The following is a 25,400-nucleotide window of genomic DNA, read 5'->3' as shown; positions in this document are numbered from 1 at the left end:
GACTATCGGGGCTGTATATTTTACTTTACGTCAGAAGCGAAAGGCTTACGCGTCACCGAAACGACGACGGCTGGCACCTTCTTCACGGCGTGGACCACGGTTTTCGCGGCGCTCACCGGAGAAACGACGGCCTTCACCACCGCGACCTTCGCTGCGACCGCCTTCACGACGCTCGCCACCGAAACCGCGACCACCGCCACGACGTTCGCCGCCACGGTCAGGACGTGGCTGTGCATCGCCCAGCAGCTGCATGTTCATCGGCTTGTTCAGGATGCGGGTGCGAGTAAAGTGTTGCAGTACTTCGCCCGGCATGCCTTTTGGCAGCTCGATGGTGGAGTGGGAACCGAACAGCTTGATGTTACCAATGTAACGGCTGCTGATGTCGCCTTCGTTAGCGATCGCGCCAACGATGTGACGAACTTCAACACCATCATCACGGCCCACTTCAATGCGATACAGTTCCATTTCGCCAGCGTCACGACGCTCGCGACGTGGACGGTCTTCACCACCACGCTCTGGACGGTCACCGCGTGGACCACGGTCGTTACGGTCGCCACGACGTTCGAAACGATCGTCACGGTCACGGAACTCACGCTTAGGACGCATCGGCGCATCAGGTGGCACGATCAGGCTACGTTCGCCCTGCGCCATTTTCAGCAGTGCTGCGGCCAGGGTTTCCATGTCCAGCTCTTCGCCTTCAGCGACAGGCTGGATCTGGGACAGCAGCGCACGGTACTGATCCAGATCGCTGCTTTCCAGCTGCTGCTGTACTTTCGCGGCGAATTTTTCCAGACGGCGTTTGCCCAGCAGTTCTGCGTTTGGCAGCTCAGCTTCTGGAATGGTCAGCTTCATGGTGCGTTCAATGTTACGCAGCAGACGACGCTCGCGGTTCTCAACGAACAGCAGCGCACGGCCCGCACGACCCGCACGACCGGTACGGCCGATACGGTGAACGTAAGACTCGGAGTCCATTGGGATATCGTAGTTTACAACCAGGCTGATACGCTCAACGTCCAGACCACGTGCTGCCACGTCGGTTGCAATCAGAATATCCAGACGACCGTCTTTCAGACGCTCCAGGGTCTGCTCGCGCAGGGCCTGGTTCATGTCGCCGTTCAGCGCTGCGCTGTTGTAGCCGCTACGCTCCAGGGCTTCAGCCACTTCCAGGGTCGCGTTTTTGGTACGTACGAAGATAATCGCCGCATCAAAATCTTCCGCTTCCAGGAAACGGACCAGCGCTTCGTTTTTGCGCATGCCGTATACAGACCAGTAGCTCTGGCTGATGTCCGGGCGAGTGGTCACGCTGGACTGAATGCGCACTTCCTGCGGCTCTTTCATGAAGCGGCGGGTAATGCGACGGATCGCTTCTGGCATAGTTGCAGAGAACAGAGCGGTCTGATGACCTTCCGGGATCTGCGCCATGATGGTTTCTACGTCTTCGATGAAGCCCATACGCAGCATTTCATCGGCTTCGTCCAGTACCAGGCCGCTCAGTTTAGAGAGGTCCAGGGTACCGCGCTTCAGGTGATCCAGCAGACGGCCCGGCGTACCGACAACAATTTGTGGGCCCTGGCGCAGGGCGCGTAACTGCACGTCATAACGCTGGCCGCCGTACAGGGCTACCACGTTTACGCCGCGCATATGTTTAGAGAATTCCGTCATGGCTTCAGCAACCTGAACAGCCAGTTCACGGGTTGGAGCCAGGACGAGGATCTGCGGCGCGCGCAGGTCCGGATCAATGTTGTTCAGCAGCGGCAGCGAGAATGCTGCGGTTTTACCGCTACCAGTCTGGGCCATGCCCAGCACGTCACGACCAGAAAGCAGGTGTGGGATACACTCAGCCTGGATCGGAGATGGTTTTTCGTAACCCAGATCGTTAAGGGCTTCAAGGATAGGAGCCTTCAGGCCCAGATCTGCAAAAGTGGTTTCGAATTCAGCCATGTAGTACAAGTGCCTCGATATTAATGGCGGCCAGTCTACTTAGCTCATCGTGAAAATGATTAGCAATTTTCATTGAAAAGTGTGAACCGGCTCAAATTAGGTGTATTGACGAACAACAACGCCCTCACCAGTGAAGGTGATGGCAATCAAAAGATTACGGGCTGATGTTTATGTCGTCAGCTATTGCTGGTCCGATTCTGCCAGGTCGTCTTGCTCCTGGCCCAAGAGCGATAATTCCAACAATGCATAACGGTGCTCAACGAAGTTATGTACGTTGTTAGCAACCGCTAATTTGAACAGTGCCGTAGCGCTGTCCATATCCCCCAGACTTAGGTAGTACTTACCTAAATAGAAGTTGGTTTCACTGAGATGCTCAGCGAGCGAGGTGTTATCCGTTGCGTCCGCCTTGAGGCGTTCCATCAGCGTTGCTTCGCTAATGTTGCCCAGGTAGAACTCGACAATGTTCCATCCCCACTGTTCCTTGTCCGATTTCTCGAAGCGCTGTTTCAGTGCTTCTTTGGCCTGCTTCTCATCAAGCTTCTGCTCAACGATGTAAAGCCACAGGCTGCGGAAAGGATCATTAGGATCGTCTTGATAAAACGCCAGCAGATCATCTTGCGCTAACTTATCACGTCCGCCGTAATACAATGCGATACCGCGATTCAAGTGCGCGTAGTTGTAAGTTGGATCAAGCTCAAGTACAGAATCAAACGCTTCATAGGCAGCATCAAAATTGCCTGCCTGCGTTAAATAAATGCCTAAGTAATTGAATACTTCAGGCATATCAGGTCGAATCGCCAGCGCTTGTGAAAAATCATTTCGCGCCAGTGCCCTCAGACCGAGACTATCATACAACACTCCGCGCTCATATAAAAGCTGTGCGCGTTCGTCATCGGTTAAAGCCCGACTGGCAAGTATTTGTTCCATGCGTGCCAGAATGACTTCCTGCTGCAAAGTCGGTTGCAATGGCACTGCGAGGACTTCGCTCTTACGCCAGGCAGAGTTGCTGCATCCTGCCAGCGTTAAAGCTGTCGCAACGAAACACCAGCGCAAAAAAGGCTTCATTTCCCACTCCCGAAGACAACTATTGGATGAACGTCCTGTCCCCCGGCGGCTTAACAAGGCGTCCTGCCTGATAATAAGCCCTCCGCCTGCGCGGAGGGCAAATGGCAACCTTACTCGCCTTGCTGTTCAGCAGCCGGAGCTTCCGGCGCCGCAGCAGGCTGAGACTGCTCGGTTGCTTCTTTAATGCTCAGACGGATACGGCCCTGGCGGTCAACTTCCAGAACTTTCACCGGTACTTCCTGACCCATTTGCAGGTAATCGGTCACTTTCTCAACGCGCTTGTCAGCGATCTGAGAGATGTGTACCAGACCTTCTTTACCGCCACCGATGGCAACGAATGCGCCAAAGTCAACGATACGGGTCACTTTACCATTGTAGATACGGCCCACTTCGATTTCTGCCGTGATCTCTTCGATACGACGGATAGCGTATTTCGCTTTCTCGCCGTCGGTTGCTGCGATCTTCACAGTACCGTCATCTTCGATTTCGATGGTGGTGCCCGTCTCTTCGGTCAGTGCACGGATAACGGAACCGCCCTTACCGATAACATCTTTGATCTTGTCTGGATTGATCTTGATGGTGTGAATACGCGGAGCGAATTCAGAGATATCACCGCGTGGCGCGTTGATAGCCTGTTCCATCACGCCCAGGATGTGCAGACGCGCACCTTTAGCCTGGTTCAGAGCAACCTGCATGATCTCTTTGGTGATACCTTCAATTTTGATATCCATCTGCAAAGCAGAGATACCGTCGCGGGAACCCGCCACTTTGAAGTCCATATCACCCAGGTGGTCTTCATCACCCAGAATGTCAGACAGAACAACGTAGTTGTCGCCTTCTTTCACCAGACCCATTGCGATACCCGCAACGGCGGCTTTAATTGGCACGCCTGCATCCATCAGCGCCAGAGAAGCACCACACACGGAAGCCATGGAAGAAGAACCGTTGGATTCAGTGATTTCAGACACCACACGTACGGTGTACGGGAATTTGTCTGCTTCTGGCATCACTGCCAGCACGCCGCGCTTCGCCAGACGACCGTGACCAATTTCACGACGCTTCGGTGAGCCAACCATACCGGTTTCGCCCACAGAGTACGGAGGGAAGTTGTAGTGGAACAGGAAGCTGTCAGTGCGCTCGCCCATCAGTTCGTCGATGATCTGTGCGTCACGTGCAGTACCCAGGGTCGCGGTTACCAGCGCCTGCGTTTCACCACGGGTGAACAGCGCAGAACCGTGAGTACGTGGCAGTACGCCAGTACGCACGTCCAGACCACGGATCATGTCTTTTTCACGGCCATCGATACGCGGCTCGCCTGCCAGTACGCGGCTACGAACAACGTTTTTCTCGATGGCATGCAGGATTTCGCCAATTTCGTTAGCGTCCAGCGTTTCGTCTTCGGCAACCAGGGTCGCGGTCACTTCAGATTTGATCACATCAACCTGAGCATAGCGCTCCTGTTTGTCGGTGATGCGGTATGCGTCGCTCAGACGAGATTCTGCCAGTGCAGCAACGCGTGCGTTCAGCGCGTCGTTTGCCGCTTCTGGCTGCCAGTCCCAACGTGGTTTACCGGCTTCTTTCACCAGGTCGTTGATGTTCTGGATAACAACCTGCTGCTGGTCGTGGCCGAAGACCACAGCGCCCAGCATCTGATCTTCGCTCAGCAGTTCAGCTTCGGATTCAACCATCAGCACCGCGGCTTCAGTACCGGCGACAACCAGGTCCAGCTTACTCTCTTTCAGCTCTTCCTGAGTTGGGTTCAGCACGTACTGATCATTGATGTAACCCACGCGCGCAGCACCGATTGGACCATTGAATGGAATACCAGACAGTGACAGGGCAGCAGACGCACCGATCATCGCAACGATGTCCGGGTTAACCTGCGGGTTAACGGAAACAACGGTTGCGATAACCTGCACTTCGTTCACGAAGCCTTCCGGGAACAGCGGACGAACCGGGCGGTCAATCAGACGCGCGATCAGGGTTTCGCCTTCGCTTGGACGGCCTTCACGACGGAAGAAGCCACCTGGGATTTTACCGGCAGCGTAGGTACGCTCCTGGTAGTTAACGGTCAGCGGGAAGAAGTCCTGACCTGGTTTAGCTTTTTTCTGGCCAACTACGGTAACGAATACAGCAGTGTCATCCATGCTTACCATAACGGCAGCAGTAGCCTGACGCGCCATCATGCCGGTTTCCAGCGTGACGGTATGCTGACCATACTGGAATTTACGAACGATCGGATTCAGCAAAGTTCTGTCCTTTCTTAAATGTTTGAAAGCACACCTCAGGTGTGCTGACGATTTAACCCGACCTTCTTCGCATCCTCGCGACTAATGACAACCGACACCCCCATGGGTGAAGCCTCTCATTAGCCGCGCGAACCTCTGCAATGAAGATCATTTATAGCAACAATACAATAGTTTCCATTGAATTGCTGCCGTCTGGTTGAAAAAAGGGGCCATCAGGCCCCCTTTTCTGAAACTCGCAAGAATTAGCGACGCAGACCCAGACGCTCGATCAGCGCGGTGTAGCGTGCAACATCTTTACGCTTCAGGTAGTCGAGCAGTTTACGACGCTGAGAAACCATACGCAGCAGACCACGACGGCTGTGGTGATCTTTTTTGTGCTCTGCAAAGTGACCTTGCAGGTGGTTAATCTGTGCAGTCAGCAGTGCAACCTGAACTTCGGTAGAACCGCTGTCGTTAGTACCACGACCAAACTCAGAAACGATTTTAGCTTTAGCTTCAACGCTTAGAGACATTTTCAAACTCCAAAGTATAAAGAATGTAAGGATGCCGATCTCTAATTCAGCTATCCCATGTACGCCCCGCAGATTGTTAAACAATTTACCAGGCGTTAAGCGGCGATATTCTACTCGTCTCCCCTGCTTATCGCAAGGTAAGGCGTTATCACCGTCACGCTTCGACCGGATATTCGACGACCAGACGACGCGGCGCCACACGCCCTTCGCCGTCCATTTCGCCCATACCGATGAATTTCCCTTCGTCACCTTCCGTCACGCGTACCAGGCCCTCAAGCGGTGCCCCCGTTGTGCGAACCGGGTTTCCGTTCTTAAAGTAAACGGACGATGTTAAAGGAAGATTAACAACCGGGAAGTCCACTGCCGGACTGTCCATTGGCATCAGCAGCGGGTCCAGCAGATCGGCCGGCGCAACGCCCTGCGCTTGCGCCTGCTCAATCAGGGCGTGCAGATGCTCAAGCGTCACCATGCGTTCGACCGGATATTTGCTGACCGCCAGACGACGCAGATAAATCACATGCGCGCCGCAGCCCAGCTTTTCACCGAGGTCATCAATGATGGTGCGGATATAGGTCCCTTTCGAACAGTGTACTTCCAGCTCGAGTTCATCACCTTCGTGACGAATGAACAGCAGCTCATACACGGTAATCGGACGAGCTTCGCGCGGAACCTCAATGCCCTGACGTGCATATTCGTAGAGCTTTTTGCCCTGATATTTCAGCGCCGAATACATCGACGGCACCTGTAGCGTATCACCACGGAAGCTGTCCAGCGCCGCATCAAGTTGCTCTGCGCTGAAGGTCACCGGGCGCTCTTCCACCACCTGGCCATCTGCATCGGAGGTATCCGTGCGCTGGCCCAGTTTGGCAATCACGCGGTAGCGCTTATCGGAATCCAGCAGGTACTGGGAAAACTTTGTCGCTTCCCCCAGGCAGATCGGCAGCATGCCGGTTGCCAGCGGATCCAGCGCGCCGGTGTGCCCTGCTCGGTTGGCGTTATAAATACGCTTCACTTTTTGCAGCACGTCGTTGCTGGATGCGCCCTGTGGTTTATCCAGCAAGAGCACGCCATGCACGTCACGACCGCGACGACGAGGACGACTCATCAGTCCTCCTTGCTGTCGTCCGCCGGGTTAACACGACGCTCATCGTCATGTTTCACCACGCTGGTCACCAGGTTGGACATACGCATACCTTCAACCAGCGAGTTGTCGTAGAAGAAGGTCAGCTCTGGCACGATACGCAGGCGCATCGCTTTGCCAAGCAGAGAGCGAATGAAACCAGAGGCTTCCTGCAACGCTTTAATGCCGTTCTTCACAGCGTCTTCATCCTGGTCATTCAGGAAAGTTACAAACACTTTGGCGTACGCCAGGTCGCGGGACATTTCCACGCCAGACACGGTGGTCATCATACCCACGCGTGGATCTTTGATTTCACGTTGCAGAATGAGAGCGATCTCTTTCTGCATCTCCTGCGCGACGCGCTGTGGGCGACCAAATTCTTTCGCCATAATAAATTCTCCAGACAAAAAAGGGGCTTAAGCCCCTTTTTAAAATTACTGCCGGGTGGCGCTTCGCTTACCCGGCCTACGCTAATTAATCTTCAGTTGACGAAGATTACGCGATGGTACGCTGAATTTCGATGATCTCGAACACTTCGATCATATCGCCAACGCGAACGTCGTTGTAGTTCTTCACGCCGATACCACATTCCATGCCGTTACGGACTTCGTTAACGTCATCTTTAAAGCGGCGCAGGGATTCCAGCTCGCCTTCGTAGATAACCACGTTGTCACGCAGTACGCGGATTGGGTTGTGACGCTTGATGGTCCCTTCGGTAACCATACAGCCCGCGATCGCACCGAATTTCGGTGATTTGAACACGTCACGTACTTCAGCCAGACCGATGATCTGCTGTTTCAGCTCAGGAGACAGCATGCCGCTCATCGCTGCTTTCACTTCGTCAATCAGGTTATAGATGACGGAGTAGTAACGCAGATCCAGGCTTTCAGCATCAATCACTTTACGCGCAGATGCGTCAGCACGAACGTTGAAGCCAACCAGGATCGCGTTGGACGCTGCTGCCAGAGTTGCGTCGGTTTCGGTGATACCACCTACGCCAGAACCGATGATCTTCACTTTCACTTCGTCGGTAGACAGTTTCAGCAAGGAGTCGGAGATCGCTTCCACAGAACCCTGAACGTCCGCTTTCAAAACAACGTTCACTTCGTGAACTTCGCCTTCGGTCATGTTGGCGAACATATTCTCGAGTTTAGATTTCTGCTGACGAGCCAGCTTCACTTCACGGAATTTACCCTGACGATACAGAGCGACTTCACGCGCTTTCTTCTCGTCACGTACGACGGTTACTTCGTCACCGGCAGCCGGAACACCGGACAGCCCCAGGATTTCCACTGGAATGGACGGACCCGCTTCCAGCACTTCCTGACCCAGTTCGTTACGCATCGCGCGAACGCGACCGTATTCGAAACCACACAGAACGATGTCGCCCTTGTGCAGAGTACCTTCGCGAACCAGAACGGTTGCAACCGGACCACGACCTTTATCCAGGAAGGATTCGATTACCGCGCCGCTCGCCATACCTTTACGAACCGCTTTCAGCTCCAGAACTTCAGCCTGAAGCAGGATGGCGTTCAGCAGGTCGTCGATACCGGTACCCGCTTTTGCAGATACAGGGATGAACTGTGCTTCACCGCCCCACTCTTCCGGCATAACGCCGTACTGGGACAGTTCGTTCTTCACGCGATCCATATCGGCTTCTGGCTTATCGATTTTGTTGACTGCAACAACCAGAGGCACCTGCGCCGCTTTCGCGTGCTGGATAGCTTCAATGGTCTGCGGCATCACGCCATCGTCGGCAGCAACAACCAGAACAACGATATCCGTTGCCTGAGCACCACGAGCACGCATTGAGGTAAACGCTGCGTGGCCTGGGGTATCCAGGAAGGTGATCATGCCGTTTTCGGTTTCTACGTGGTAAGCACCGATGTGCTGGGTAATACCACCCGCTTCGCCGGAGGCAACCTTAGTAGAACGAATGTAGTCAAGCAGAGAGGTTTTACCGTGGTCAACGTGGCCCATGATGGTCACAACCGGTGCGCGCGGTTCAGCCGCTGCGCCCGTATCACGGTCGCTCATGACTGCTTCTTCCAGCTCGTTTTCACGACGCAGGATAACTTTGTGGCCCATCTCTTCGGCAACCAGCTGTGCGGTTTCCTGGTCGATGACCTGGTTGATGGTGGCCATTGCGCCCAGTTTCATCATCGCTTTGATGACCTGAGAGCCTTTCACCGCCATCTTGTTAGCCAGTTCGCCAACGGTGATGGTTTCGCCGATCACAACGTCACGGTTAACGGCCTGAGCAGGCTTCTGGAAGCCCTGCTGGAGAGCGGAACCTTTACGCTTACCACCTTTACCGCCGCGAACCGCTGCACGCGCTTCTTCACGGTCAGCTTTTGATTCAGCGTGTTTGTTACCTTTTTTCGCAGGACGCGCAGCTTTTGCACTGCGAGTACGACCACGACCACCTTCTACTTCGCGGTCGTTGTCGTCTTCTGCCTGACGCGCATGCTGAGACGTGGTGACGTGATAATCGCTGGTATCTTCAGTTGGTTCAGCGGTATTCACACCATTCTTCTCGTTTTCTTCTGCCATGCGACGCGCTTCTTCGGCGACGCGGCGAGCTTCTTCTTCAAGCTTGCGGCGGGCTTCTTCTTCCGCTTTACGCTTCAGCTCGGCAGCTTCATTTTCACGGCGGGCTTTTTCAGCCTGGGCAGTTTTGGTCATTTCGTCGGTCTGTTGATTGCTCACTTTGTCTTTTTCCGCAGCGTCACGCTTCGCTTTTTCACCGGCGTCGCGTTTCGCTTTTTCTGCGGCCTCACGTTCAGCTTTTAATTCTGCTTCACGTTTGGCAGTGGCTTCTGCCTCACGCTGAGCTTGTTCTTCCGCTTCACGCTGTGCCTGCTCTTCCGCGGCAAGGCGTTCTGCCTCTTGCGGATCACGTTTTACAAAGGTGCGCGTCTTGCGGACTTCAATTTGTACCGACTTGCTTTTGCCACCGGTACCAGGGATGTTCAACGTGCTACGCGTTTTACGCTGTAGCGTTAACTTGTCAGGCGTAGAGCCGTGTTCACGGTTCAGGTGCGCTAACAAGGTTTGTTTTTCTTGCGCGGTCACCGAGTCATCAGCGGACTTCGGGATCCCTGCATCAGCAAATTGCTGTACCAGGCGGTCCACGGAGGTCTGAATCTCAGCAGCCAGCGATTTTACAGTTACATCAGTCATGCTGTTCCTTCCTGCTACAGTTTATTACGCTTCGTCGCCGAACCAGCAAATATTACGTGCGGCCATGATGAGTTCGCCGGCTTTCTCGTCGGTTAAACCTTCGATATCGGCCAGGTCATCAACGCCTTGCTCAGCGAGATCTTCCAGCGTACAAACACCACGGGCAGCCAGCTTGAACGCAATCGCACGATCAAGACCTTCCAGATTCAGCAGGTCATCAGCCGGCTTCTTATCGCCAAGGCTTTCTTCCTGAGCCAGCGCCAGGGTGGTCAGTGCGTTTTTAGCGCGTTCACGCAGGGCTTCAACGGTTGGTTCATCCAGACCGTCAATTTCCAGCAGCTCTTTCATTGGCACGTAGGCCAGTTCTTCCAGCGTAGAGAAACCTTCTTCAACCAGCACAGTGGCGAAGTCTTCGTCAATGTCCAGGTATTTGGTGAAGGTATCGATCGCCGCGTGGGCTTCAGCCTGATGCTTGGCCTGAAGGTCATCAACGGTCATCACGTTGAGTTCCCAGCCGCTCAGCTGTGACGCCAGACGTACGTTCTGACCGTTACGGCCAATCGCCTGCGCCAGGTTGCCCGCTTCTACAGCGATATCCATGGTGTGTTTGTCTTCGTCAACAACGATAGACGCCACATCAGCCGGTGCCATTGCGTTGATCACGAACTGCGCCGGGTTGTCGTCCCACAGAACGATATCAATGCGCTCGCCGCCCAGTTCGGTAGAAACCGCCTGAACACGTGCGCCACGCATACCGACGCAAGCACCGACCGGGTCGATACGCTTGTCGTTGGTTTTCACCGCAATTTTCGCACGGGAGCCCGGATCGCGGGCCGCCGCTTTGATTTCGATAACTTCTTCGCCGATTTCCGGCACTTCGATACGGAACAGTTCAACCAGCATTTCTGGTTTAGAACGCGTCACGAACAGCTGTGCACCACGCGCTTCAGGACGTACGGCATACAGCACACCACGAATACGATCGCCTGGGCGGAAGTTTTCACGCGGCAGCATGTCTTCGCGCAGGATGACGGCTTCAGCGTTACCCGGCAGTCCTTCGGATTTGATCTCCAGAGAGATGTTGTCGCGGTTCACTTTCTTCACCACGCCAGTGATGATTTCGCCTTCCTGATCGCGGAACTGATCGACAACCAGCGCGCGCTCGGCTTCGCGAACTTTCTGCACGATAACCTGCTTCGCGGTCTGGGTGGTGATACGGTCGAAGGTAACAGATTCAATCTGATCTTCAACGTAGTCACCCACGTTCAGACTTTCGTCTTCAAAACGTGCCGCTTCCAGGGTGATCTCTTTGGTCGGTTGGGTCACTTCTTCAACGATTACCCAACGACGGAATGTATCGAAGTCACCGCTTTTACGATCGATTTCTACGCGAACATCGATCTCTTGTTCGTATTTTTTCTTGGTTGCTGTAGCCAGTGCACTTTCCAGCGCTTCGAAAATCTTCTCACGCGGCAGTGATTTCTCGTTGGAGACGGCTTCAACAACAGCCAAAATTTCTTTGTTCATCGCGGGCTTTTCACCTCAATCCAGACTGTTAAAAGTGGGGAACCAGGTTCGCCTTCTGGATATTACTCAGCGCGAACACTTCATCTTTGCCTTCGACTGTCACCGTGATCATTTCACCATCAACGGCTTTGATAATTCCCTGCCATTTACGGCGGTTCTGTACGGCCATACGCAGAACGAGAGCCACTTCTTCACCGGTAAAGCGCACGTAGTGCTCGGCCGTGAACATCGGACGATCGAGGCCAGGTGAGGAAACTTCCAGGTTGTACGCAACGGTAATCGGATCTTCAACATCAAGAACCGCACTCACCTGGTGGCTGACATCAGCACAATCATCAACATTGATGCCATCTTCACTATCAATATAGATGCGCAGTGTGGATGTACGGCCGCGAACGAATTCGATGCCGACCAGTTCGTAGCCCAGTGCTTCGACCGGCGCAGTAATCATCTCTGTTAATTTTTGCTCTAATGTGGACAAGCCCACCCCCAAGACATAAAAAAAGGGCGTAAAGCCCAGTTATTCTGTAGTCAGATAACAAAAAACCCCGATAAATCGGGGCTTTAGATAACTGAACCCTATAGCCACAACTGTGGCCTGGAGCACTCTCCGAAAGCATTTTTTCAAATCCAGCTACGAAGGCTCTAAGTCTTCACAGTATATTTGAAAAAGAACTTTATGGGAAAGTGGTTGCGGGGGCCGGATTTGAACCGACGACCTTCGGGTTATGAGCCCGACGAGCTACCAGGCTGCTCCACCCCGCGCCTGAAACGTGGCAAATTCTACGCGTTTTGGACAGAATTTGCAAATAATGCTGGGATTTGGTACCGAAGACGGGACGTAAAATCGGCATTCAGTATATTGATAGTTGACCCCACCTGTCAACCCAACTTCGGCCAGGGCAATAAAAGGGAAATTTTTACAAAAAACGCACACGTCTCTTTCGGTCGTCGATAAAAGATGATTAAATGAATACTCACTTATTTTGCATAAACATGCATCGAGAGCGAAAGCGGTCTCTAATCAGTCAATCAAGCAGGGTTTTATTATATGACGACGATTCTCAAGCATCTCCCGGTAGGACAACGTATTGGCATCGCTTTTTCTGGCGGCCTGGATACCAGCGCTGCACTGCTGTGGATGCGCCAGAAGGGAGCGGTTCCTTATGCATATACTGCGAACCTGGGTCAGCCGGACGAGGAAGATTATGACGCGATCCCTCGTCGTGCCATGGAATATGGCGCAGAGAACGCACGTCTGATCGACTGCCGTAAGCAGCTGGTCGCCGAAGGGATTGCCGCGATCCAGTGCGGTGCTTTCCATAACACTACCGGCGGCCTGACCTATTTCAATACCACCCCGCTGGGTCGTGCCGTCACCGGCACTATGCTGGTCGCCGCCATGAAAGAAGATGGCGTGAACATCTGGGGGGACGGTAGCACCTATAAAGGCAACGATATTGAACGTTTCTATCGTTATGGCCTGCTGACCAACGCCGAGTTGCAGATCTACAAACCGTGGCTGGATACCGACTTCATCGACGAGCTGGGTGGCCGTCATGAAATGTCTGAGTTTATGATTGCCTGCGGCTTTGACTACAAGATGTCGGTTGAGAAAGCCTACTCAACCGACTCCAACATGCTGGGTGCGACGCATGAAGCGAAAGACCTGGAATTCCTGAATTCCAGCGTAAAAATTGTTAACCCGATCATGGGCGTGAAGTTCTGGGATGAGAACGTGAAGATCCCGGCGGAAGAAGTGACCGTGCGTTTCGAACGTGGTCATCCGGTTGCCCTGAACGGTAAAACGTTCTCCGACGATGTTGAACTGATGCTGGAAGCAAACCGCATCGGCGGTCGTCACGGGCTGGGTATGAGCGATCAGATCGAAAACCGTATCATCGAAGCAAAAAGCCGCGGCATTTACGAAGCTCCAGGTATGGCGCTGCTGCACATCGCTTATGAGCGTCTGCTGACCGGTATTCACAACGAAGACACCATTGAGCAGTATCACGCTCATGGCCGTCAGCTGGGCAAACTGCTGTATCAGGGTCGCTGGTTTGATCCACAGGCGCTGATGCTGCGTGACGCCCTGCAACGTTGGGTGGCAAGCGCCATCACCGGCGAAGTGACCCTGGAACTGCGTCGCGGTAACGACTACTCCATCCTGAACACCGTGTCTGACAACCTGACCTATAAAGCAGAGCGTCTGACCATGGAGAAAGGTGAGTCAGTATTCTCTCCGGACGATCGTATTGGCCAGCTGACCATGCGTAACCTGGACATCACCGATACCCGTGAGAAGCTGTTCAACTATGTTGAGAATGGCCTGCTCTCCGCGAATTCCGGTAATGGTCTGCCGCAGGTTGAGAACCTGGAACACAGCGATAAGAAGTAATCGACAGCAAGACATGCAAAAGGCGCCCAATGGGCGCCTTTTTTGTGGTCTTCGTAGGCCCGGTAAGCGCAGCGCCACCGGGCAAAACGGCGGGTGGCGCTGCGCTTACCCGCCCTACAATAGATCGGAAACACAGAATATAAAGACGAAAAAAAAGACGTCTTGCGACGTCTTTCTTCTGGAATATTGGTACCGAGGATGGGACTCGAACCCACAAGCCCGTTAGGGCACTACCACCTCAAGGTAGCGTGTCTACCAATTCCACCACCTCGGTACGGAATACTTACTGCGGGATATCGCTGGTTGGCTTAGCCGGTGCAGCTGGCTGAGTTTGCTCAGTTTTTGCTGGCGCGCTCAGATTTTCCCACTCGCTTCCTTTACTGGTCTTGTTGCTGTTGATATTGCCCAGCACCAGACTGATAATGAAGAACAGCGTAGCCAGAATCGCCGTCGTGCGGGTCATGAAGTTCGCAGAACCACTTGAACCGAACAGCGTACCAGAAGCGCCTGCTCCGAAGGAGGCTCCCATATCAGCGCCTTTACCTTGCTGTAGCATAATCAGCGCTACGAGAGCGATGGCTACAATAAGGAAAATAACTAAAAGAGCTTCGTACATAATCAACCTGTTCCTTGCGGATTTGCCGCATACCAATGCTTCGACCAATTAGCAGGATTTTGTTTCCCACTGAAGCGGGTGTGAATACTAACCAAAGCGAATCACCTTCGCAAGGGCATTTTCGAGGCATTGTATCAACTGCGGAAAAAAACAGCAAAAAGCCATTAATTGTTTAAAACAAAGGCGGCAAACGCCGCCTTTTTAAACACTTATTCTGAAAGATTATGCAGCTTTGACTGCATCCGCAATGCGGTGCGCAAATTCAGTCACCTGCGCTTCGTCTTCGCCTTCCACCATCACGCGGATCAGCGGCTCGGTACCCGACTTACGCAGCAGGACGCGCCCACGGCTGCCAAGCGTCGCTTCCACCTCTGCCATCACCGCTTTCACGTTATCATTTTCCAGCGGGTCACCTTTACCCGCGGTGAAACGCACGTTGACCAGGATCTGCGGGAACATTTTCATGCCGCTGCACAGATCGTGCAGGCTCATATGGTTACGCGCCATCGCGGCAACAACCTGAAGCGCCGCCACAATGCCGTCACCGGTGGTGGTTTTATCGAGCAGGATCACATGGCCGGAGTTTTCCGCGCCAATACGCCAGCCTTTCTCCTGGAGTTTTTCCAGCACGTAGCGGTCACCCACTTTCGCACGAACAAACGGGATGCCCAGCTGTTTCAGCGCCAGCTCCAGACCCATATTGCTCATCAAAGTGCCCACCGCGCCACCGCGCAGTTGCCCCTGACGCAGGCCTTCACGCGCAATGATGTAGAGGATCTGATCGCCATCGACCTTGTTACCTTCGTGATCAACCATGATCACACGGTCACCATCGCCATCCAGGGCAATACCCAGATCGGCCTTTTCAGCCAGGACACGCGCTTGCAAGGCACGCACGTCTGTCGCGCCAACTTCTTCGTTGATGTTCAGACCGTCCGGCTCGCAGCCGATAGTGATCACTTTCGCACCCAGCTCGCGGAACACATTCGGCGCAATGTGGTAAGTCGCACCGTTTGCACAGTCCACCACAATTTTGAGGTGTGCCAGGCTCAGTTCATTCGGGAAAGTGCCTTTGCAGAATTCAATGTAGCGGCCTGCGGCATCGACAATACGGTTGGCTTTACCCAGCTCAGCGGAGTCAACACAGGTGATCTCTTTTTCCATTTCCGCTTCAATCGCCTCTTCCACGTCATCCGGCAGTTTAGTGCCGTCGATGGAGAAGAATTTGATACCGTTGTCATAGAACGGGTTATGGGAAGCGGAAATGACGATGCCCGCTTCCGCACGGAAGGTGCGGGTCAGATAGGCAACAGCAGGAGTCGGCATTGGCCCCGTAAAGGAAGCTGAAAGCCCCGCCGCCGCCAGCCCGGCTTCCAGCGCGGATTCCAGCATATAACCCGAAATACGGGTATCTTTCCCAATAATGATCTTACGGGAGCCATGACGCGCCAGCACTTTCCCCGCTGCCCAGCCCAGCTTCAGGACAAAGTCAGGGGTAATTGGCGCATCGCCTACGCGCCCACGGATGCCATCGGTACCAAAATATTTACGATTACTCATAGCGTTTGTTTTCCTTCGCTGCCAGTGTGGCTTCCACCACACGCATGGCTTCTACTGTTTCTTTTACGTCATGGACGCGAATGATGTGTGCACCTTGCATCGCGGCAATCACCGCGCAGGCCAGACTGCCGCTCAGACGTTCGCTCGGCCCGACATTCAACAACTGACCAATCATCGATTTTCTCGACATTCCCACCAGCAGTGGCAGGCCGAACTGATGAAACTCTGATAAGCGCGCAAGCAACGCGTAATTGTGTGAGAGATTTTTACCGAAACCGAAGCCCGGGTCGAGCAGCAATTTCTCTTTTGCGATACCCGCACGTACACAGCGTTCGATATGCTCAATAAAGAAGCGGGTGACGTCGGCAAACACGTCTTCATATTTTGGCGCCTCCTGCATTGTCTTAGGCTGGCCCTGCATATGCATCAGACACACCGGTAGCCCGGTTTCTGCGGCGGCTTCAATCGCGCCCGGCTCGGTCAGCGAGCGGATATCATTGATAATGTGAGCGCCCACTCTCGCCACTTCACGGATCACTTCGGGTTTGGAGGTATCAACAGAGATCCACACTTCAAAGCGCCGGGCGATAGCCTCCACCACCGGCACCACGCGCGCCAGCTCTTCTTCCACCGAAACCTCCGCCGCGCCAGGCCGCGTTGACTCCCCTCCAACGTCAATGATGGTGGCACCCGCGTTAATCATTAAATTCGCGTGTTTAACCGCGTCGATAAGCGAATTATGCGTGCCGCCGTCAGAGAAGGAATCAGGCGTGACATTCAGGATCCCCATCACATGGGGATGTGAAAGGTCGAGATGCGAGTCCTGGGCGAATAGTTTCATGGTGAAGTCCCTGGGATTAATGTGGTTAAACAGATAAGAAAAACCCCGGAGCAAGCTCCAGGGTTTGAGATACAGACAAACGCTTCAACAGCAGTGACTTACTTGTCGCCTAACTGCTCTGACATGGTGTTGCCCGGGTTTGGCGTACGCGGTTCATCGACCGGACGCGGCGCACGCGGGGTGCCATTGTTGTCAGAATTGTTAGACGCGCCTGGGTCTTCCCAGCCTGCCGGCGGACGCACTTCGCGGCGCGCCATCAGGTCGTCAATCTGTGGTGCATCGATGGTCTCATATTTCATGAGCGCATCTTTCATCGAATGCAGGATGTCCATATTGTCGTTCAGGATCTGACGGGCGCGAGCGTAGTTACGTTCAATCAGCGCTTTCACTTCCTGGTCGATGATACGTGCCGTTTCATCGGACATATGTTTCGCTTTTGCCACGGAGCGGCCCAGGAACACCTCGCCCTCTTCCTCTGCATACAGCAGCGGACCGAGTTTGTCGGAGAAGCCCCACTGAGTCACCATGTTACGCGCCAGGTTTGTCGCCACTTTAATATCGTTCGACGCACCGGTGGAAACATGTTCCGCACCGTAGATAATCTCTTCAGCCAGACGACCGCCGTACAGGGTTGAAATCTGGCTTTCCAGCTTCTGACGGCTGGCGCTGATCGCGTCGCCTTCAGGCAGGAAGAAGGTCACACCCAGCGCACGACCGCGTGGAATGATCGTCACCTTGTGTACCGGATCGTGTTCCGGCACCAGACGACCGATAATCGCGTGGCCCGCTTCGTGATATGCCGTGGACTCTTTCTGCGCTTCCGTCATCACCATGGAGCGACGTTCCGCACCCATCATGATTTTGTCTTTCGCTTTCTCAAATTCCACCATGGACACCACGCGCTTGTTACCGCGAGCGGCAAACAGGGCTGCTTCGTTGACCAGGTTAGCCAGATCCGCACCGGAGAAGCCTGGAGTACCACGCGCGATGATTGCCGCGTCGATATCTGGCGCCAGCGGTACGCGACGCATATGCACTTTCAGAATCTGTTCACGACCGCGAACATCCGGCAGACCGACCACAACCTGGCGGTCGAAACGGCCTGGACGCAGCAGCGCAGGGTCAAGTACGTCCGGACGGTTAGTTGCCGCGATAACGATGATACCTTCGTTACCTTCGAAGCCGTCCATCTCAACCAGCATCTGGTTCAGCGTCTGCTCACGTTCATCGTGACCACCACCCAGGCCTGCGCCACGCTGGCGGCCTACGGCATCGATTTCATCGATGAAGATGATGCACGGTGCTGCCTTCTTAGCCTGCTCGAACATGTCACGCACACGAGATGCACCGACACCCACGAACATTTCAACGAAGTCAGAACCTGAAATAGTAAAGAACGGCACCTTCGCTTCACCCGCGATGGCTTTTGCCAGCAGGGTTTTACCCGTACCCGGAGGGCCGACCATCAGGACGCCTTTCGGGATCTTACCGCCCAGTTTCTGGAAACGGCTCGGCTCGCGTAGGTATTCAACCAGTTCACCCACCTCTTCTTTTGCTTCGTCACAACCTGCTACGTCAGCAAACGTGGTCTTGATCTGGTCTTCCGTCAGCATACGCGCCTTGCTCTTACCGAACGACATGGCACCTTTGCCACCACCGCCCTGCATCTGGCGCATAAAGAAGATCCAGACGCCGATAAGAAGCAGCATCGGGAACCAGGAAATGAAGATAGAAGCCAGCAGGCTTGGTTCTTCCGGCGGCTCGCCTACCACTTTGACGTTTTTGGTCAGAAGGTTGTCAAGCAGCTTAGGATCGTTCACCGGGATGTAAGTCGTGTAACGGTTACTATCTTTCTTGGTAACGTTGATCTCACGTCCGTTGATACGCGCTTCGCGAACCTGGTCCTGATTGACCTCTTGCAGGAAGGTAGAATAATCCACCTTGCGGCCATTCGACTCGCTGGGCCCAAAGCTCTGGAATACTGACATCAGCACAACGGCAATGACCAGCCAGAGTATTAGGTTTTTCGCCATGTCACTCAAGGGATTAACCTCATATTACAACTGTGTTAAAAACAGCGTCAGGATACTCTATATCCAGTTTCATTCAAACTTTCGCCTGAAATCTACCGGTTATCATTTTCGCCCGGTCGCTACAATATACACTTCACGGGAACGGGCCCGGGAAGAGTCCGGCTTACGAACTTTGACCTTCGCAAACAGGGAGCGAATTTCCTTAAGATACTCCTCGAAACCTTCGCCCTGAAACACCTTCACAACAAAACTACCACCAGGCGCTAGTACATCACGACACATTTCTAACGCTAGTTCCACCAGATACATGGCGCGGGGGATATCCACCGCCGGTGTTCCACACATATTTGGCGCCATATCCGACATGACAACCTGGACCTTACTGTCACCTACACGATCAAGTAATGCTTTAAGCACTAATTCATCACGAAAGTCGCCCTGAAGGAAGTCGACACCGACGATGGGATCCATTGGTAAAAGATCGCATGCGATGATTCGGCCCGTTCCGCCGATCTGCGTAACCGCATACTGGGACCATCCGCCAGGTGCCGCACCGAGGTCGACCACCGTCATTCCCGGTTTAAAAAGTTTGTCACTTTGCTGTATTTCATCAAGTTTAAACCAGGCGCGGGAACGCAACCCCTTTTTCTGCGCCTGTTGAACATATTTATCGCTAAAGTGTTCCTGAAGCCAGCGGCTGGAGCTGGCAGAACGCTTTTTACCTGTCATTTAACATTTCCGTCCTGGTTCATCGTTGCTTGCCTGTGACGTAAATTTCTACGCAGCTATTTGGCGATATTAGGGAGATGGCGGTAGAATGAACCGTTTTCAATCCCAACGTAAGCAAAAATATACGATGAATCTGAGTACTAAACAAAAACAGCACCTTAAAGGTCTGGCACATCCGCTCAAGCCTGTAGTGATGCTTGGCAACAATGGTTTGACCGAAGGGGTGCTTGCCGAGATTGAACAAGCGCTGGAACACCACGAGCTGATCAAGGTGAAAATCGCCTCTGAAGACAGAGACACTAAAAACCTGATCGTGGAAGCCATCGTGCGCGAAACCGGCGCCTGTAATGTACAGGTCATCGGTAAAACGCTGGTGCTCTATCGCCCATCTAAAGAGCGCAAAATCTCGCTGCCACGTTAAGGATATCCTGAATCGAACACATTTTCTGTGTGAAACGAGGGATTTCTTTCAGCAGGCGAGCAAAATGCCATGCTCCGTGAGTTGATAAAAGGCCGCTATGCGGCCTTTTTCTTTTCTTTACAATGTATCAACATCTTAGTAGAGAAGCGAATTACAGATATTCAACCTTAATAATTTCGTATTCCACTTCACCACCAGGGGTGCGGATGGTGACCACATCGTCCTGCTCTTTGCCAATCAGGCCACGAGCAATTGGCGAGTTCACCGAAATCAGGTTCTGTTTGAAGTCAGCTTCATCATCACCCACGATGCGATAGGTCTGCTCTTCGTCGTTGTCCAGGTTCAGCACGGTAACGGTTGAACCAAAAATCACACGGCCATTATTCGGCATTTTGGTGATATCGATAACCTGTGCATTGGACAATTTTGCTTCGATATCTTTAATACGCCCTTCACAGAAACCCTGCTGCTCACGCGCCGCGTGGTATTCAGCATTCTCTTTCAGGTCGCCATGCTCACGCGCTTCCGCGATAGCGGCGATGATTTCAGGGCGACGCACGGATTTCAGAAAATCCAGCTCTTCGCGCAGTTTTTCGGCACCACGTAAGGTCATCGGAATAGCTTGCATTTGTTATACCTCTTAAACATTCCTGTTGGGAGCAGTGTTCCCTGCTCCAGCCCACCTGAACAGGCCAGAAGCAAAAAGAAAACCGACCCGGGAGCAACGCCCCAGGTCAGCAGCAATTTTTCAATTTGATACGCATTTTACCGCGAAGTTCACTATGGGTCATCGTTTACTTTACAGTGCCATGCACCGTAGTATGACGGTTTGTTTTCGGGTTGTTAGCGCGAGATTATGCGATTTTCCAGTTTTATCATCGGATTGACTACCAGTATAACGTTCACCGTTCAGGCCGCGAATGTTGATGAGTACATTAATCAACTGCCCGCCGGCGCGAACCTTGCCCTGATGGTGCAGAAGGTTGGCGCGCAGGCTCCCGAGATTGACTATCACAGTCAACAGATGGCGCTGCCTGCCAGTACCCAGAAGGTGATCACCGCCCTCGCCGCTCTGCTCCAGCTCGGGCCTGACTTCCGTTTTACTACCACCCTTGAAACCAGAGGTAACGTTGAGGGTGGCGAACTGAAAGGCGATCTTATCGCCCGTTTTGGTGGCGATCCCACCTTTAAGCGCCAGGATGTCCGCAACATGGTGGCGGTACTGAAAAAATCCGGCGTAACAAAAATTGATGGCAACGTGCTGATCGACACCTCCATTTTCGCCAGCCACGATAAAGCGCCTGGCTGGCCATGGAACGACATGACGCAGTGTTTTAGCGCCCCGCCAGCCGCCGCCATCGTTGACCGTAACTGCTTCTCCGTATCGCTTTACAGCGCGCCAAAACCAAATGACTTAGCGTTTATCCGCGTGGCGTCTTACTACCCGGTCACGATGTTCAGCCAGGTGCGGACGCTGGCGAAAGGCTCCCCGGAGGCACAGTATTGCGAGCTGGACGTGGTACCGGGCGATCTCAACCGCTATACGCTCACCGGCTGCCTGACCCAGCGGGCCGATCCACTCCCGCTGGCCTTTGCCATTCAGGATGGCGCAGGTTATGCCGGTGCCATTTTTAAAGATGAACTGAAGCAGGCGGGCATAACCTACACCGGAACGCTGCTGCGCCAGACGCAGGTGAATGAGCCAGGCACGGTGATTGCCAGCAAACAGTCCGCGCCACTGCATGATTTGCTTAAGATTATGCTGAAAAAGTCGGATAACATGATTGCCGACACGGTGTTCCGCATGATCGGGCACGCGCGCTTTGGTGTGCCGGGCACCTGGCGGGCCGGTTCTGATGCCGTACGTCAGATCCTGCGCCAGCAGGCGGGTATCGATCTGGGCAATACGATCGCCGTTGATGGTTCCGGTTTATCGCGTCATAACCTGATCTCGCCGGCCACCATGATGCAGGTGTTGCAGTACATTGCTCAGCATGACGCTGAGCTAAACTTTATTACGATGCTGCCGCTTGCCGGACACGACGGCTCTCTTCAGTACCGCGCGGGCCTTCACGCTGCGGGCGTGGATGGCAAAGTGTCAGCCAAAACGGGTTCCCTGCAAGGCGTTTACAACCTTGCCGGTTTTATCACCACCGCCAGCGGACAACGCATGGCATTTGTGCAGTATCTTTCCGGCTATGCCGTCGAACCGGCTGACCAGCGCAATCGCCGTATTCCACTGGTGCGTTTCGAAAGCAGGCTCTATAAGGACATCTACCAGAATAACTAGCGATGAAACTACTGATAGTTGAAGACGATCTGTTATTGCAGGAAGGGTTAGCGCTGGCGCTGGGGAATGAAGGCTACGCCCTGGATTGTGCCGCCACGGCCGCTGAAGCAGATGCCCTGATCCAGAGCGGTGAATACAGCCTGGTGATCCTGGATTTGGGGCTGCCGGATAAAGACGGCGCGACGCTGCTCTGCCAGTGGCGTCGTCGCGGGGTGGAGAATCCCGTATTGATTCTCACTGCTCGCGATGCCATTGAAGACAGAATTAACGGGCTGGATTCTGGCGCTGACGATTATCTGGTAAAACCCTTCGCCCTTGCCGAGCTACAGGCTCGCGTGCGGGCGTTGATCCGCCGCTATCAGGGCCACAGCGACAACCTGCTGACGGACGGAGATATCACCCTCAATCTGCAAACTCAGCAGGTGCTGCGCCAGTCTCAGCCTGTGGAAGTGACGCCAAAAGAGTTCGCTCTGCTGACGCGCCTGATCATGCGCAGCGGGCAGACCGTGCACCGCGAAACGCTGCAACAGGACATCTACTCCTGGCAGGACGATCCAGGATCAAACACGCTTGAAGTTCACATTCATAATCTGCGCCGCAAGCTCGGTAAAGATCGCATCAAAACCGTACGCGGCGTGGGTTACCGTCTGGAGAGTCAGAAATGAACAGTATGCGCCGGCGATTAATGGTGTTGCTGGCGGTTATTCTGCTATTTTTTCAACTCATTAGCGTAGTCTGGCTATGGCATGAGAGCCGCGAGCAGATCGGTTTTCTGGTGAATGAAACGTTGTCCGCTAAAGCACGCAACAACCATGTCGAAAAAGAGATCCGCGAAGCCATTGCCTCCCTGCTGGTCCCTTCACTGGTGATGGTCGGTTTTACCCTGCTCTTCTCATTCTGGGCAGTCACATGGATCACCCGACCACTCAACAAACTTCGCGCCAGCCTTGCGAACCGTTCGGCGGATAATCTGACTCCCCTGCCGATGTATTCTGATATGGAAGAGATAGGCGCAGTAACCACGTCCCTCAACCAACTCCTCGCCCGGCTGGACCACACTATTCAACAGGAACGCCTGTTTACCGCCGATGCGGCACACGAGTTACGTACGCCGCTGGCGGGGATTAGGCTCCATCTGGAACTGATGGCTCAGTCCGGTTCCCCGCAGGCCACGCCACTGATAAACCGGATCGATCAGCTGATGCACACGGTGGAACAGCTGCTGATGCTGGCGCGTGCCGGACAGGCGATGGCCAGCGGCCATTACGATACCGTGAACTGGACTGAGTCGATCATTGCTCCGCTTAGCCTGGAGCATGAAGCCAAAGAGCATACGGTATTATGGCCGGCCCACAGCACGCTGACGGTACAGGGGGACGCCGTCCTGTTACGTCTGATGCTAAGGAACCTTCTGGAGAATGCCGCCCGTTACAGCCCGGCAGGCACAACCATTGAAGTGGCATTAACAGCGACGGAGGGGGGTACCCGGGTGAGCGTTACCGATCAGGGGCCGGGTATTGATGAGGCGCACCGCCAGTCGATCACCGAACCTTTCCGACGTCTCGACCAGCGCTACGGCGGCAGCGGCCTTGGGCTGAGCATCGTACAGCGTATCGTACAGCTCCATCATGGTCATTTAACGCTGGAGAACGGCGCTGAGGGCGGCCTCATCGCCAGCTGTTGGTTACCGACGAAAATAGGATAAAAAAAAGCCCCGTTAAGGGGCTTTATACAGGGGTTAGTGCTTGTAGATGAACTCGACGCCTTCTTCGTCGTCTTCATCCCAGTCATCGTCCCAGTCTTCATCATCTTCTTCCGCTTCCAGCTCTTCGAGCTGCTGGCGGTGGTAGTCATCCCACATGAATTCGACTTTTTCAGGCTGTTTCGCCTCTTCTGCCTGAACAACCGGATTCTCGATGATAAAGGTCATCACATCCCAGCAGAGATCTTTCACGCCAACCTGGCTGGCGGCAGAGATCAGATAGTACTTATCTTCCCAACCCATCGCTTCGGCAATCGCTTTAGCTTTCGCTTCAGCTTCCGCTTTGTCCATCAGGTCGATCTTGTTGAATACCAGCCAGCGCGGTTTTTGCGCCAGTTTTTCACTGTATTTCTCCAGCTCGCCGATAATGATACGAGCGTTTTCAACCGGATCGGAACCGTCGATTGGATCGATGTCGATGAGGTGCAACAGTACGCGGCAACGCTCAAGGTGCTTCAGGAAGCGAATACCCAGACCGGCGCCTTCTGCAGCCCCTTCAATCAGACCCGGGATGTCAGCGACCACGAAGCTCTTCTCGTTATCCATACGGACAACGCCCAGGCTCGGTACCAGCGTCGTAAACGGATAATCTGCCACTTTTGGTTTCGCCGCAGAGACCGCACGGATAAACGTCGATTTACCGGCGTTTGGCATGCCCAGCATCCCCACATCCGCCAGCAGCATCAGTTCCAGTTGCAGGTCGCGCTTATCACCTGGGGTACCCATGGTTTTCTGACGCGGGGTACGGTTAACGGACGATTTGAAACGGCTGTTACCCAGACCGTGCCAGCCGCCTTTCGCCACCATCAGGCGCTGACCGTGTTTGGTCATATCACCCATGGTTTCGCCCGTACCCTGATCGATGACACGCGTACCCACCGGCACTTTGATCGTCACGTCTTTACCGCGTTTACCGGTACAGTCGCGGCTCTGGCCGTTCTGGCCACGCTCGGCGCGGAAAGATTTTTCGAAACGGTAGTCGATCAGCGTGTTGAGGTTTTCATCCGCCTCCAGCCACACGTCGCCACCGTCCCCACCGTCACCGCCGTCAGGACCGCCACGAGGAATATATTTTTCACGGCGGAAGCTTACACAACCGTTACCGCCATCACCTGCCACGACCAGGATCGTCGCTTCATCAACAAACTTCATT

Annotated in this window: 22 protein-coding genes and 2 tRNA genes; 5 read left to right on the top strand and 19 right to left on the bottom strand. The window is 53.9% G+C overall.

The genetic code is table 11. The annotated features are described in order from the left end of the window. Positions 1-45 precede the first annotated feature (45 nt). From ACOTX1_RS15785 to ACOTX1_RS15735, 11 genes are all read right to left on the bottom strand, one after another. Positions 46-1,941: a DEAD/DEAH family ATP-dependent RNA helicase gene (locus ACOTX1_RS15785; protein ID WP_003861780.1), complete on the bottom strand. Its 1,896-nt coding sequence runs from the start codon at positions 1,939-1,941 to the stop codon at positions 46-48. Beyond that, positions 1,934-2,014: a protein YrbN gene (yrbN, locus tag ACOTX1_RS15780; protein ID WP_097397692.1), complete on the bottom strand. Its 81-nt coding sequence runs from the start codon at positions 2,012-2,014 to the stop codon at positions 1,934-1,936. The genes ACOTX1_RS15785 and yrbN overlap by 8 nt, the downstream gene beginning before the upstream one ends. 107 nt (positions 2,015-2,121) lie before the next feature. Continuing rightward, positions 2,122-3,006: a lipoprotein NlpI gene (gene nlpI / locus ACOTX1_RS15775; RefSeq protein WP_003861782.1), complete on the bottom strand. Its 885-nt coding sequence runs from the start codon at positions 3,004-3,006 to the stop codon at positions 2,122-2,124. A 110-nt stretch (positions 3,007-3,116) separates the two neighbouring features. Next, entirely contained in the window at positions 3,117-5,255 is a 2,139-nt protein-coding gene (gene pnp, locus ACOTX1_RS15770) for a polyribonucleotide nucleotidyltransferase (protein ID WP_003861786.1), read from the bottom strand. Between the two features lie 242 nt (positions 5,256-5,497). After that, positions 5,498-5,767 carry a 30S ribosomal protein S15 gene (gene rpsO / locus ACOTX1_RS15765; protein WP_003861789.1) on the bottom strand — a complete coding sequence of 90 codons (270 nt, stop codon included), beginning with the start codon at positions 5,765-5,767 and terminating at the stop codon, positions 5,498-5,500. A 154-nt stretch (positions 5,768-5,921) separates the two neighbouring features. After that, positions 5,922-6,872, bottom strand: a complete 951-nt coding sequence (gene truB, locus ACOTX1_RS15760) for a tRNA pseudouridine(55) synthase TruB (protein ID WP_003861791.1) — start codon at positions 6,870-6,872, stop codon at positions 5,922-5,924. After that, the gene (rbfA, locus tag ACOTX1_RS15755; RefSeq protein ID WP_003861793.1) at positions 6,872-7,276 is read right to left on the bottom strand and encodes a 30S ribosome-binding factor RbfA; all 405 of its coding nucleotides are present in this window, start codon (positions 7,274-7,276) and stop codon (positions 6,872-6,874) included. The genes truB and rbfA overlap by 1 nt, the downstream gene beginning before the upstream one ends. A gap of 106 nt (positions 7,277-7,382) precedes the next feature. Continuing rightward, the gene (gene infB, locus ACOTX1_RS15750) at positions 7,383-10,070 is read right to left on the bottom strand and encodes a translation initiation factor IF-2 (RefSeq protein ID WP_003861796.1); all 2,688 of its coding nucleotides are present in this window, start codon (positions 10,068-10,070) and stop codon (positions 7,383-7,385) included. Between the two features lie 24 nt (positions 10,071-10,094). Next, the gene (gene nusA, locus ACOTX1_RS15745; protein ID WP_003861798.1) at positions 10,095-11,597 is read right to left on the bottom strand and encodes a transcription termination factor NusA; all 1,503 of its coding nucleotides are present in this window, start codon (positions 11,595-11,597) and stop codon (positions 10,095-10,097) included. 28 nt (positions 11,598-11,625) lie between these two features. Further along, entirely contained in the window at positions 11,626-12,078 is a 453-nt protein-coding gene (rimP, locus tag ACOTX1_RS15740; protein WP_014833432.1) for a ribosome maturation factor RimP, read from the bottom strand. A 207-nt stretch (positions 12,079-12,285) separates the two neighbouring features. Further along, positions 12,286-12,362, bottom strand: a tRNA-Met gene (locus tag ACOTX1_RS15735). Between the two features lie 286 nt (positions 12,363-12,648). On the opposite strand from ACOTX1_RS15735, the gene argG reads away from it, so the two are divergent. Beyond that, positions 12,649-13,995, top strand: a complete 1,347-nt coding sequence (gene argG, locus ACOTX1_RS15730) for an argininosuccinate synthase (RefSeq protein WP_022649518.1) — start codon at positions 12,649-12,651, stop codon at positions 13,993-13,995. Between the two features lie 187 nt (positions 13,996-14,182). On the opposite strand, the gene ACOTX1_RS15725 is transcribed toward argG, so the two are convergent. From ACOTX1_RS15725 to rlmE, 6 genes are all read right to left on the bottom strand, one after another. Further along, a tRNA-Leu gene (locus ACOTX1_RS15725) sits at positions 14,183-14,269 on the bottom strand. A gap of 9 nt (positions 14,270-14,278) precedes the next feature. After that, positions 14,279-14,611, bottom strand: coding sequence for a preprotein translocase subunit SecG (secG, locus tag ACOTX1_RS15720; RefSeq protein WP_003861803.1), 333 nt, complete (start codon positions 14,609-14,611; stop codon positions 14,279-14,281). Between the two features lie 222 nt (positions 14,612-14,833). Further along, the gene (gene glmM, locus ACOTX1_RS15715) at positions 14,834-16,171 is read right to left on the bottom strand and encodes a phosphoglucosamine mutase (protein ID WP_003861804.1); all 1,338 of its coding nucleotides are present in this window, start codon (positions 16,169-16,171) and stop codon (positions 14,834-14,836) included. Continuing rightward, positions 16,164-17,012 carry a dihydropteroate synthase gene (folP, locus tag ACOTX1_RS15710; protein ID WP_023314907.1) on the bottom strand — a complete coding sequence of 283 codons (849 nt, stop codon included), beginning with the start codon at positions 17,010-17,012 and terminating at the stop codon, positions 16,164-16,166. The genes glmM and folP overlap by 8 nt, the downstream gene beginning before the upstream one ends. A gap of 98 nt (positions 17,013-17,110) precedes the next feature. Next, a complete protein-coding gene (gene ftsH / locus ACOTX1_RS15705; protein WP_003861810.1) occupies positions 17,111-19,045 on the bottom strand; it encodes an ATP-dependent zinc metalloprotease FtsH in 1,935 nt (644 codons plus the stop codon). A gap of 102 nt (positions 19,046-19,147) precedes the next feature. Further along, on the bottom strand, positions 19,148-19,774 hold the full coding sequence (gene rlmE, locus ACOTX1_RS15700) for a 23S rRNA (uridine(2552)-2'-O)-methyltransferase RlmE (RefSeq protein WP_003861812.1): 627 nt from the start codon (positions 19,772-19,774) through the stop codon (positions 19,148-19,150). A 127-nt stretch (positions 19,775-19,901) separates the two neighbouring features. On the opposite strand from rlmE, the gene yhbY reads away from it, so the two are divergent. Beyond that, positions 19,902-20,195 carry a ribosome assembly RNA-binding protein YhbY gene (yhbY, locus tag ACOTX1_RS15695; RefSeq protein WP_003861814.1) on the top strand — a complete coding sequence of 98 codons (294 nt, stop codon included), beginning with the start codon at positions 19,902-19,904 and terminating at the stop codon, positions 20,193-20,195. 151 nt (positions 20,196-20,346) lie between these two features. Here yhbY and greA read toward each other — a convergent pair whose 3' ends face one another. Further along, the gene (gene greA, locus ACOTX1_RS15690) at positions 20,347-20,823 is read right to left on the bottom strand and encodes a transcription elongation factor GreA (protein ID WP_003861815.1); all 477 of its coding nucleotides are present in this window, start codon (positions 20,821-20,823) and stop codon (positions 20,347-20,349) included. A 228-nt stretch (positions 20,824-21,051) separates the two neighbouring features. Here greA and dacB point away from each other — a divergent pair, with 228 nt between their 5' ends. Genes dacB through pmrB form a run of 3 tightly spaced genes read left to right on the top strand, consistent with a single transcriptional unit; the run spans position 21,052 to position 24,190 of the window. Then, positions 21,052-22,485, top strand: coding sequence for a serine-type D-Ala-D-Ala carboxypeptidase (dacB, locus tag ACOTX1_RS15685; RefSeq protein ID WP_003861817.1), 1,434 nt, complete (start codon positions 21,052-21,054; stop codon positions 22,483-22,485). 2 nt (positions 22,486-22,487) lie between these two features. Beyond that, a complete protein-coding gene (gene pmrA, locus ACOTX1_RS15680; protein WP_003861819.1) occupies positions 22,488-23,150 on the top strand; it encodes a two-component system response regulator PmrA in 663 nt (220 codons plus the stop codon). Beyond that, positions 23,147-24,190 carry a two-component system sensor histidine kinase PmrB gene (pmrB, locus tag ACOTX1_RS15675; RefSeq protein WP_003861821.1) on the top strand — a complete coding sequence of 348 codons (1,044 nt, stop codon included), beginning with the start codon at positions 23,147-23,149 and terminating at the stop codon, positions 24,188-24,190. Before pmrA ends, pmrB begins: the two co-directional genes overlap by 4 nt. 33 nt (positions 24,191-24,223) lie before the next feature. Here the strand turns inward: pmrB and cgtA are convergent, their stop codons facing one another. Continuing rightward, positions 24,224-25,399 carry an Obg family GTPase CgtA gene (gene cgtA / locus ACOTX1_RS15670; protein ID WP_003861823.1) on the bottom strand — a complete coding sequence of 392 codons (1,176 nt, stop codon included), beginning with the start codon at positions 25,397-25,399 and terminating at the stop codon, positions 24,224-24,226. Between the last annotated feature and the right edge of the window lies 1 nt (position 25,400).

The organism is Enterobacter cloacae complex sp. IR5401 (genome assembly GCF_049238425.1).
Taxonomy (GTDB): domain Bacteria; phylum Pseudomonadota; class Gammaproteobacteria; order Enterobacterales; family Enterobacteriaceae; genus Enterobacter; species Enterobacter hormaechei_C.
This window is presented reverse-complemented; position numbering and strand designations above follow the sequence as displayed.

Excerpts from the sequence above, each read along its gene's own strand:
- ftsH (WP_003861810.1), bottom strand. The coding sequence starts at position 19,045 with ATGGCGAAAAACCTAATACTCTGGCTGGTCATTGCCGTTGTGCTGATG.
- dacB (WP_003861817.1), top strand. The coding sequence starts at position 21,052 with ATGCGATTTTCCAGTTTTATCATCGGATTGACTACCAGTATAACGTTC.
- truB (WP_003861791.1), bottom strand. The coding sequence starts at position 6,872 with ATGAGTCGTCCTCGTCGTCGCGGTCGTGACGTGCATGGCGTGCTCTTG.
- argG (WP_022649518.1), top strand. The coding sequence starts at position 12,649 with ATGACGACGATTCTCAAGCATCTCCCGGTAGGACAACGTATTGGCATC.
- cgtA (WP_003861823.1), bottom strand. The coding sequence starts at position 25,399 with ATGAAGTTTGTTGATGAAGCGACGATCCTGGTCGTGGCAGGTGATGGC.
- ACOTX1_RS15785 (WP_003861780.1), bottom strand. The coding sequence starts at position 1,941 with ATGGCTGAATTCGAAACCACTTTTGCAGATCTGGGCCTGAAGGCTCCT.
- nlpI (WP_003861782.1), bottom strand. The coding sequence starts at position 3,006 with ATGAAGCCTTTTTTGCGCTGGTGTTTCGTTGCGACAGCTTTAACGCTG.
- rpsO (WP_003861789.1), bottom strand. The coding sequence starts at position 5,767 with ATGTCTCTAAGCGTTGAAGCTAAAGCTAAAATCGTTTCTGAGTTTGGT.
- pmrA (WP_003861819.1), top strand. The coding sequence starts at position 22,488 with ATGAAACTACTGATAGTTGAAGACGATCTGTTATTGCAGGAAGGGTTA.
- greA (WP_003861815.1), bottom strand. The coding sequence starts at position 20,823 with ATGCAAGCTATTCCGATGACCTTACGTGGTGCCGAAAAACTGCGCGAA.
- glmM (WP_003861804.1), bottom strand. The coding sequence starts at position 16,171 with ATGAGTAATCGTAAATATTTTGGTACCGATGGCATCCGTGGGCGCGTA.
- infB (WP_003861796.1), bottom strand. The coding sequence starts at position 10,070 with ATGACTGATGTAACTGTAAAATCGCTGGCTGCTGAGATTCAGACCTCC.
- pmrB (WP_003861821.1), top strand. The coding sequence starts at position 23,147 with ATGAACAGTATGCGCCGGCGATTAATGGTGTTGCTGGCGGTTATTCTG.
- nusA (WP_003861798.1), bottom strand. The coding sequence starts at position 11,597 with ATGAACAAAGAAATTTTGGCTGTTGTTGAAGCCGTCTCCAACGAGAAA.
- rbfA (WP_003861793.1), bottom strand. The coding sequence starts at position 7,276 with ATGGCGAAAGAATTTGGTCGCCCACAGCGCGTCGCGCAGGAGATGCAG.
- folP (WP_023314907.1), bottom strand. The coding sequence starts at position 17,012 with ATGAAACTATTCGCCCAGGACTCGCATCTCGACCTTTCACATCCCCAT.
- secG (WP_003861803.1), bottom strand. The coding sequence starts at position 14,611 with ATGTACGAAGCTCTTTTAGTTATTTTCCTTATTGTAGCCATCGCTCTC.
- yhbY (WP_003861814.1), top strand. The coding sequence starts at position 19,902 with ATGAATCTGAGTACTAAACAAAAACAGCACCTTAAAGGTCTGGCACAT.
- yrbN (WP_097397692.1), bottom strand. The coding sequence starts at position 2,014 with ATGAAAATTGCTAATCATTTTCACGATGAGCTAAGTAGACTGGCCGCC.
- rlmE (WP_003861812.1), bottom strand. The coding sequence starts at position 19,774 with ATGACAGGTAAAAAGCGTTCTGCCAGCTCCAGCCGCTGGCTTCAGGAA.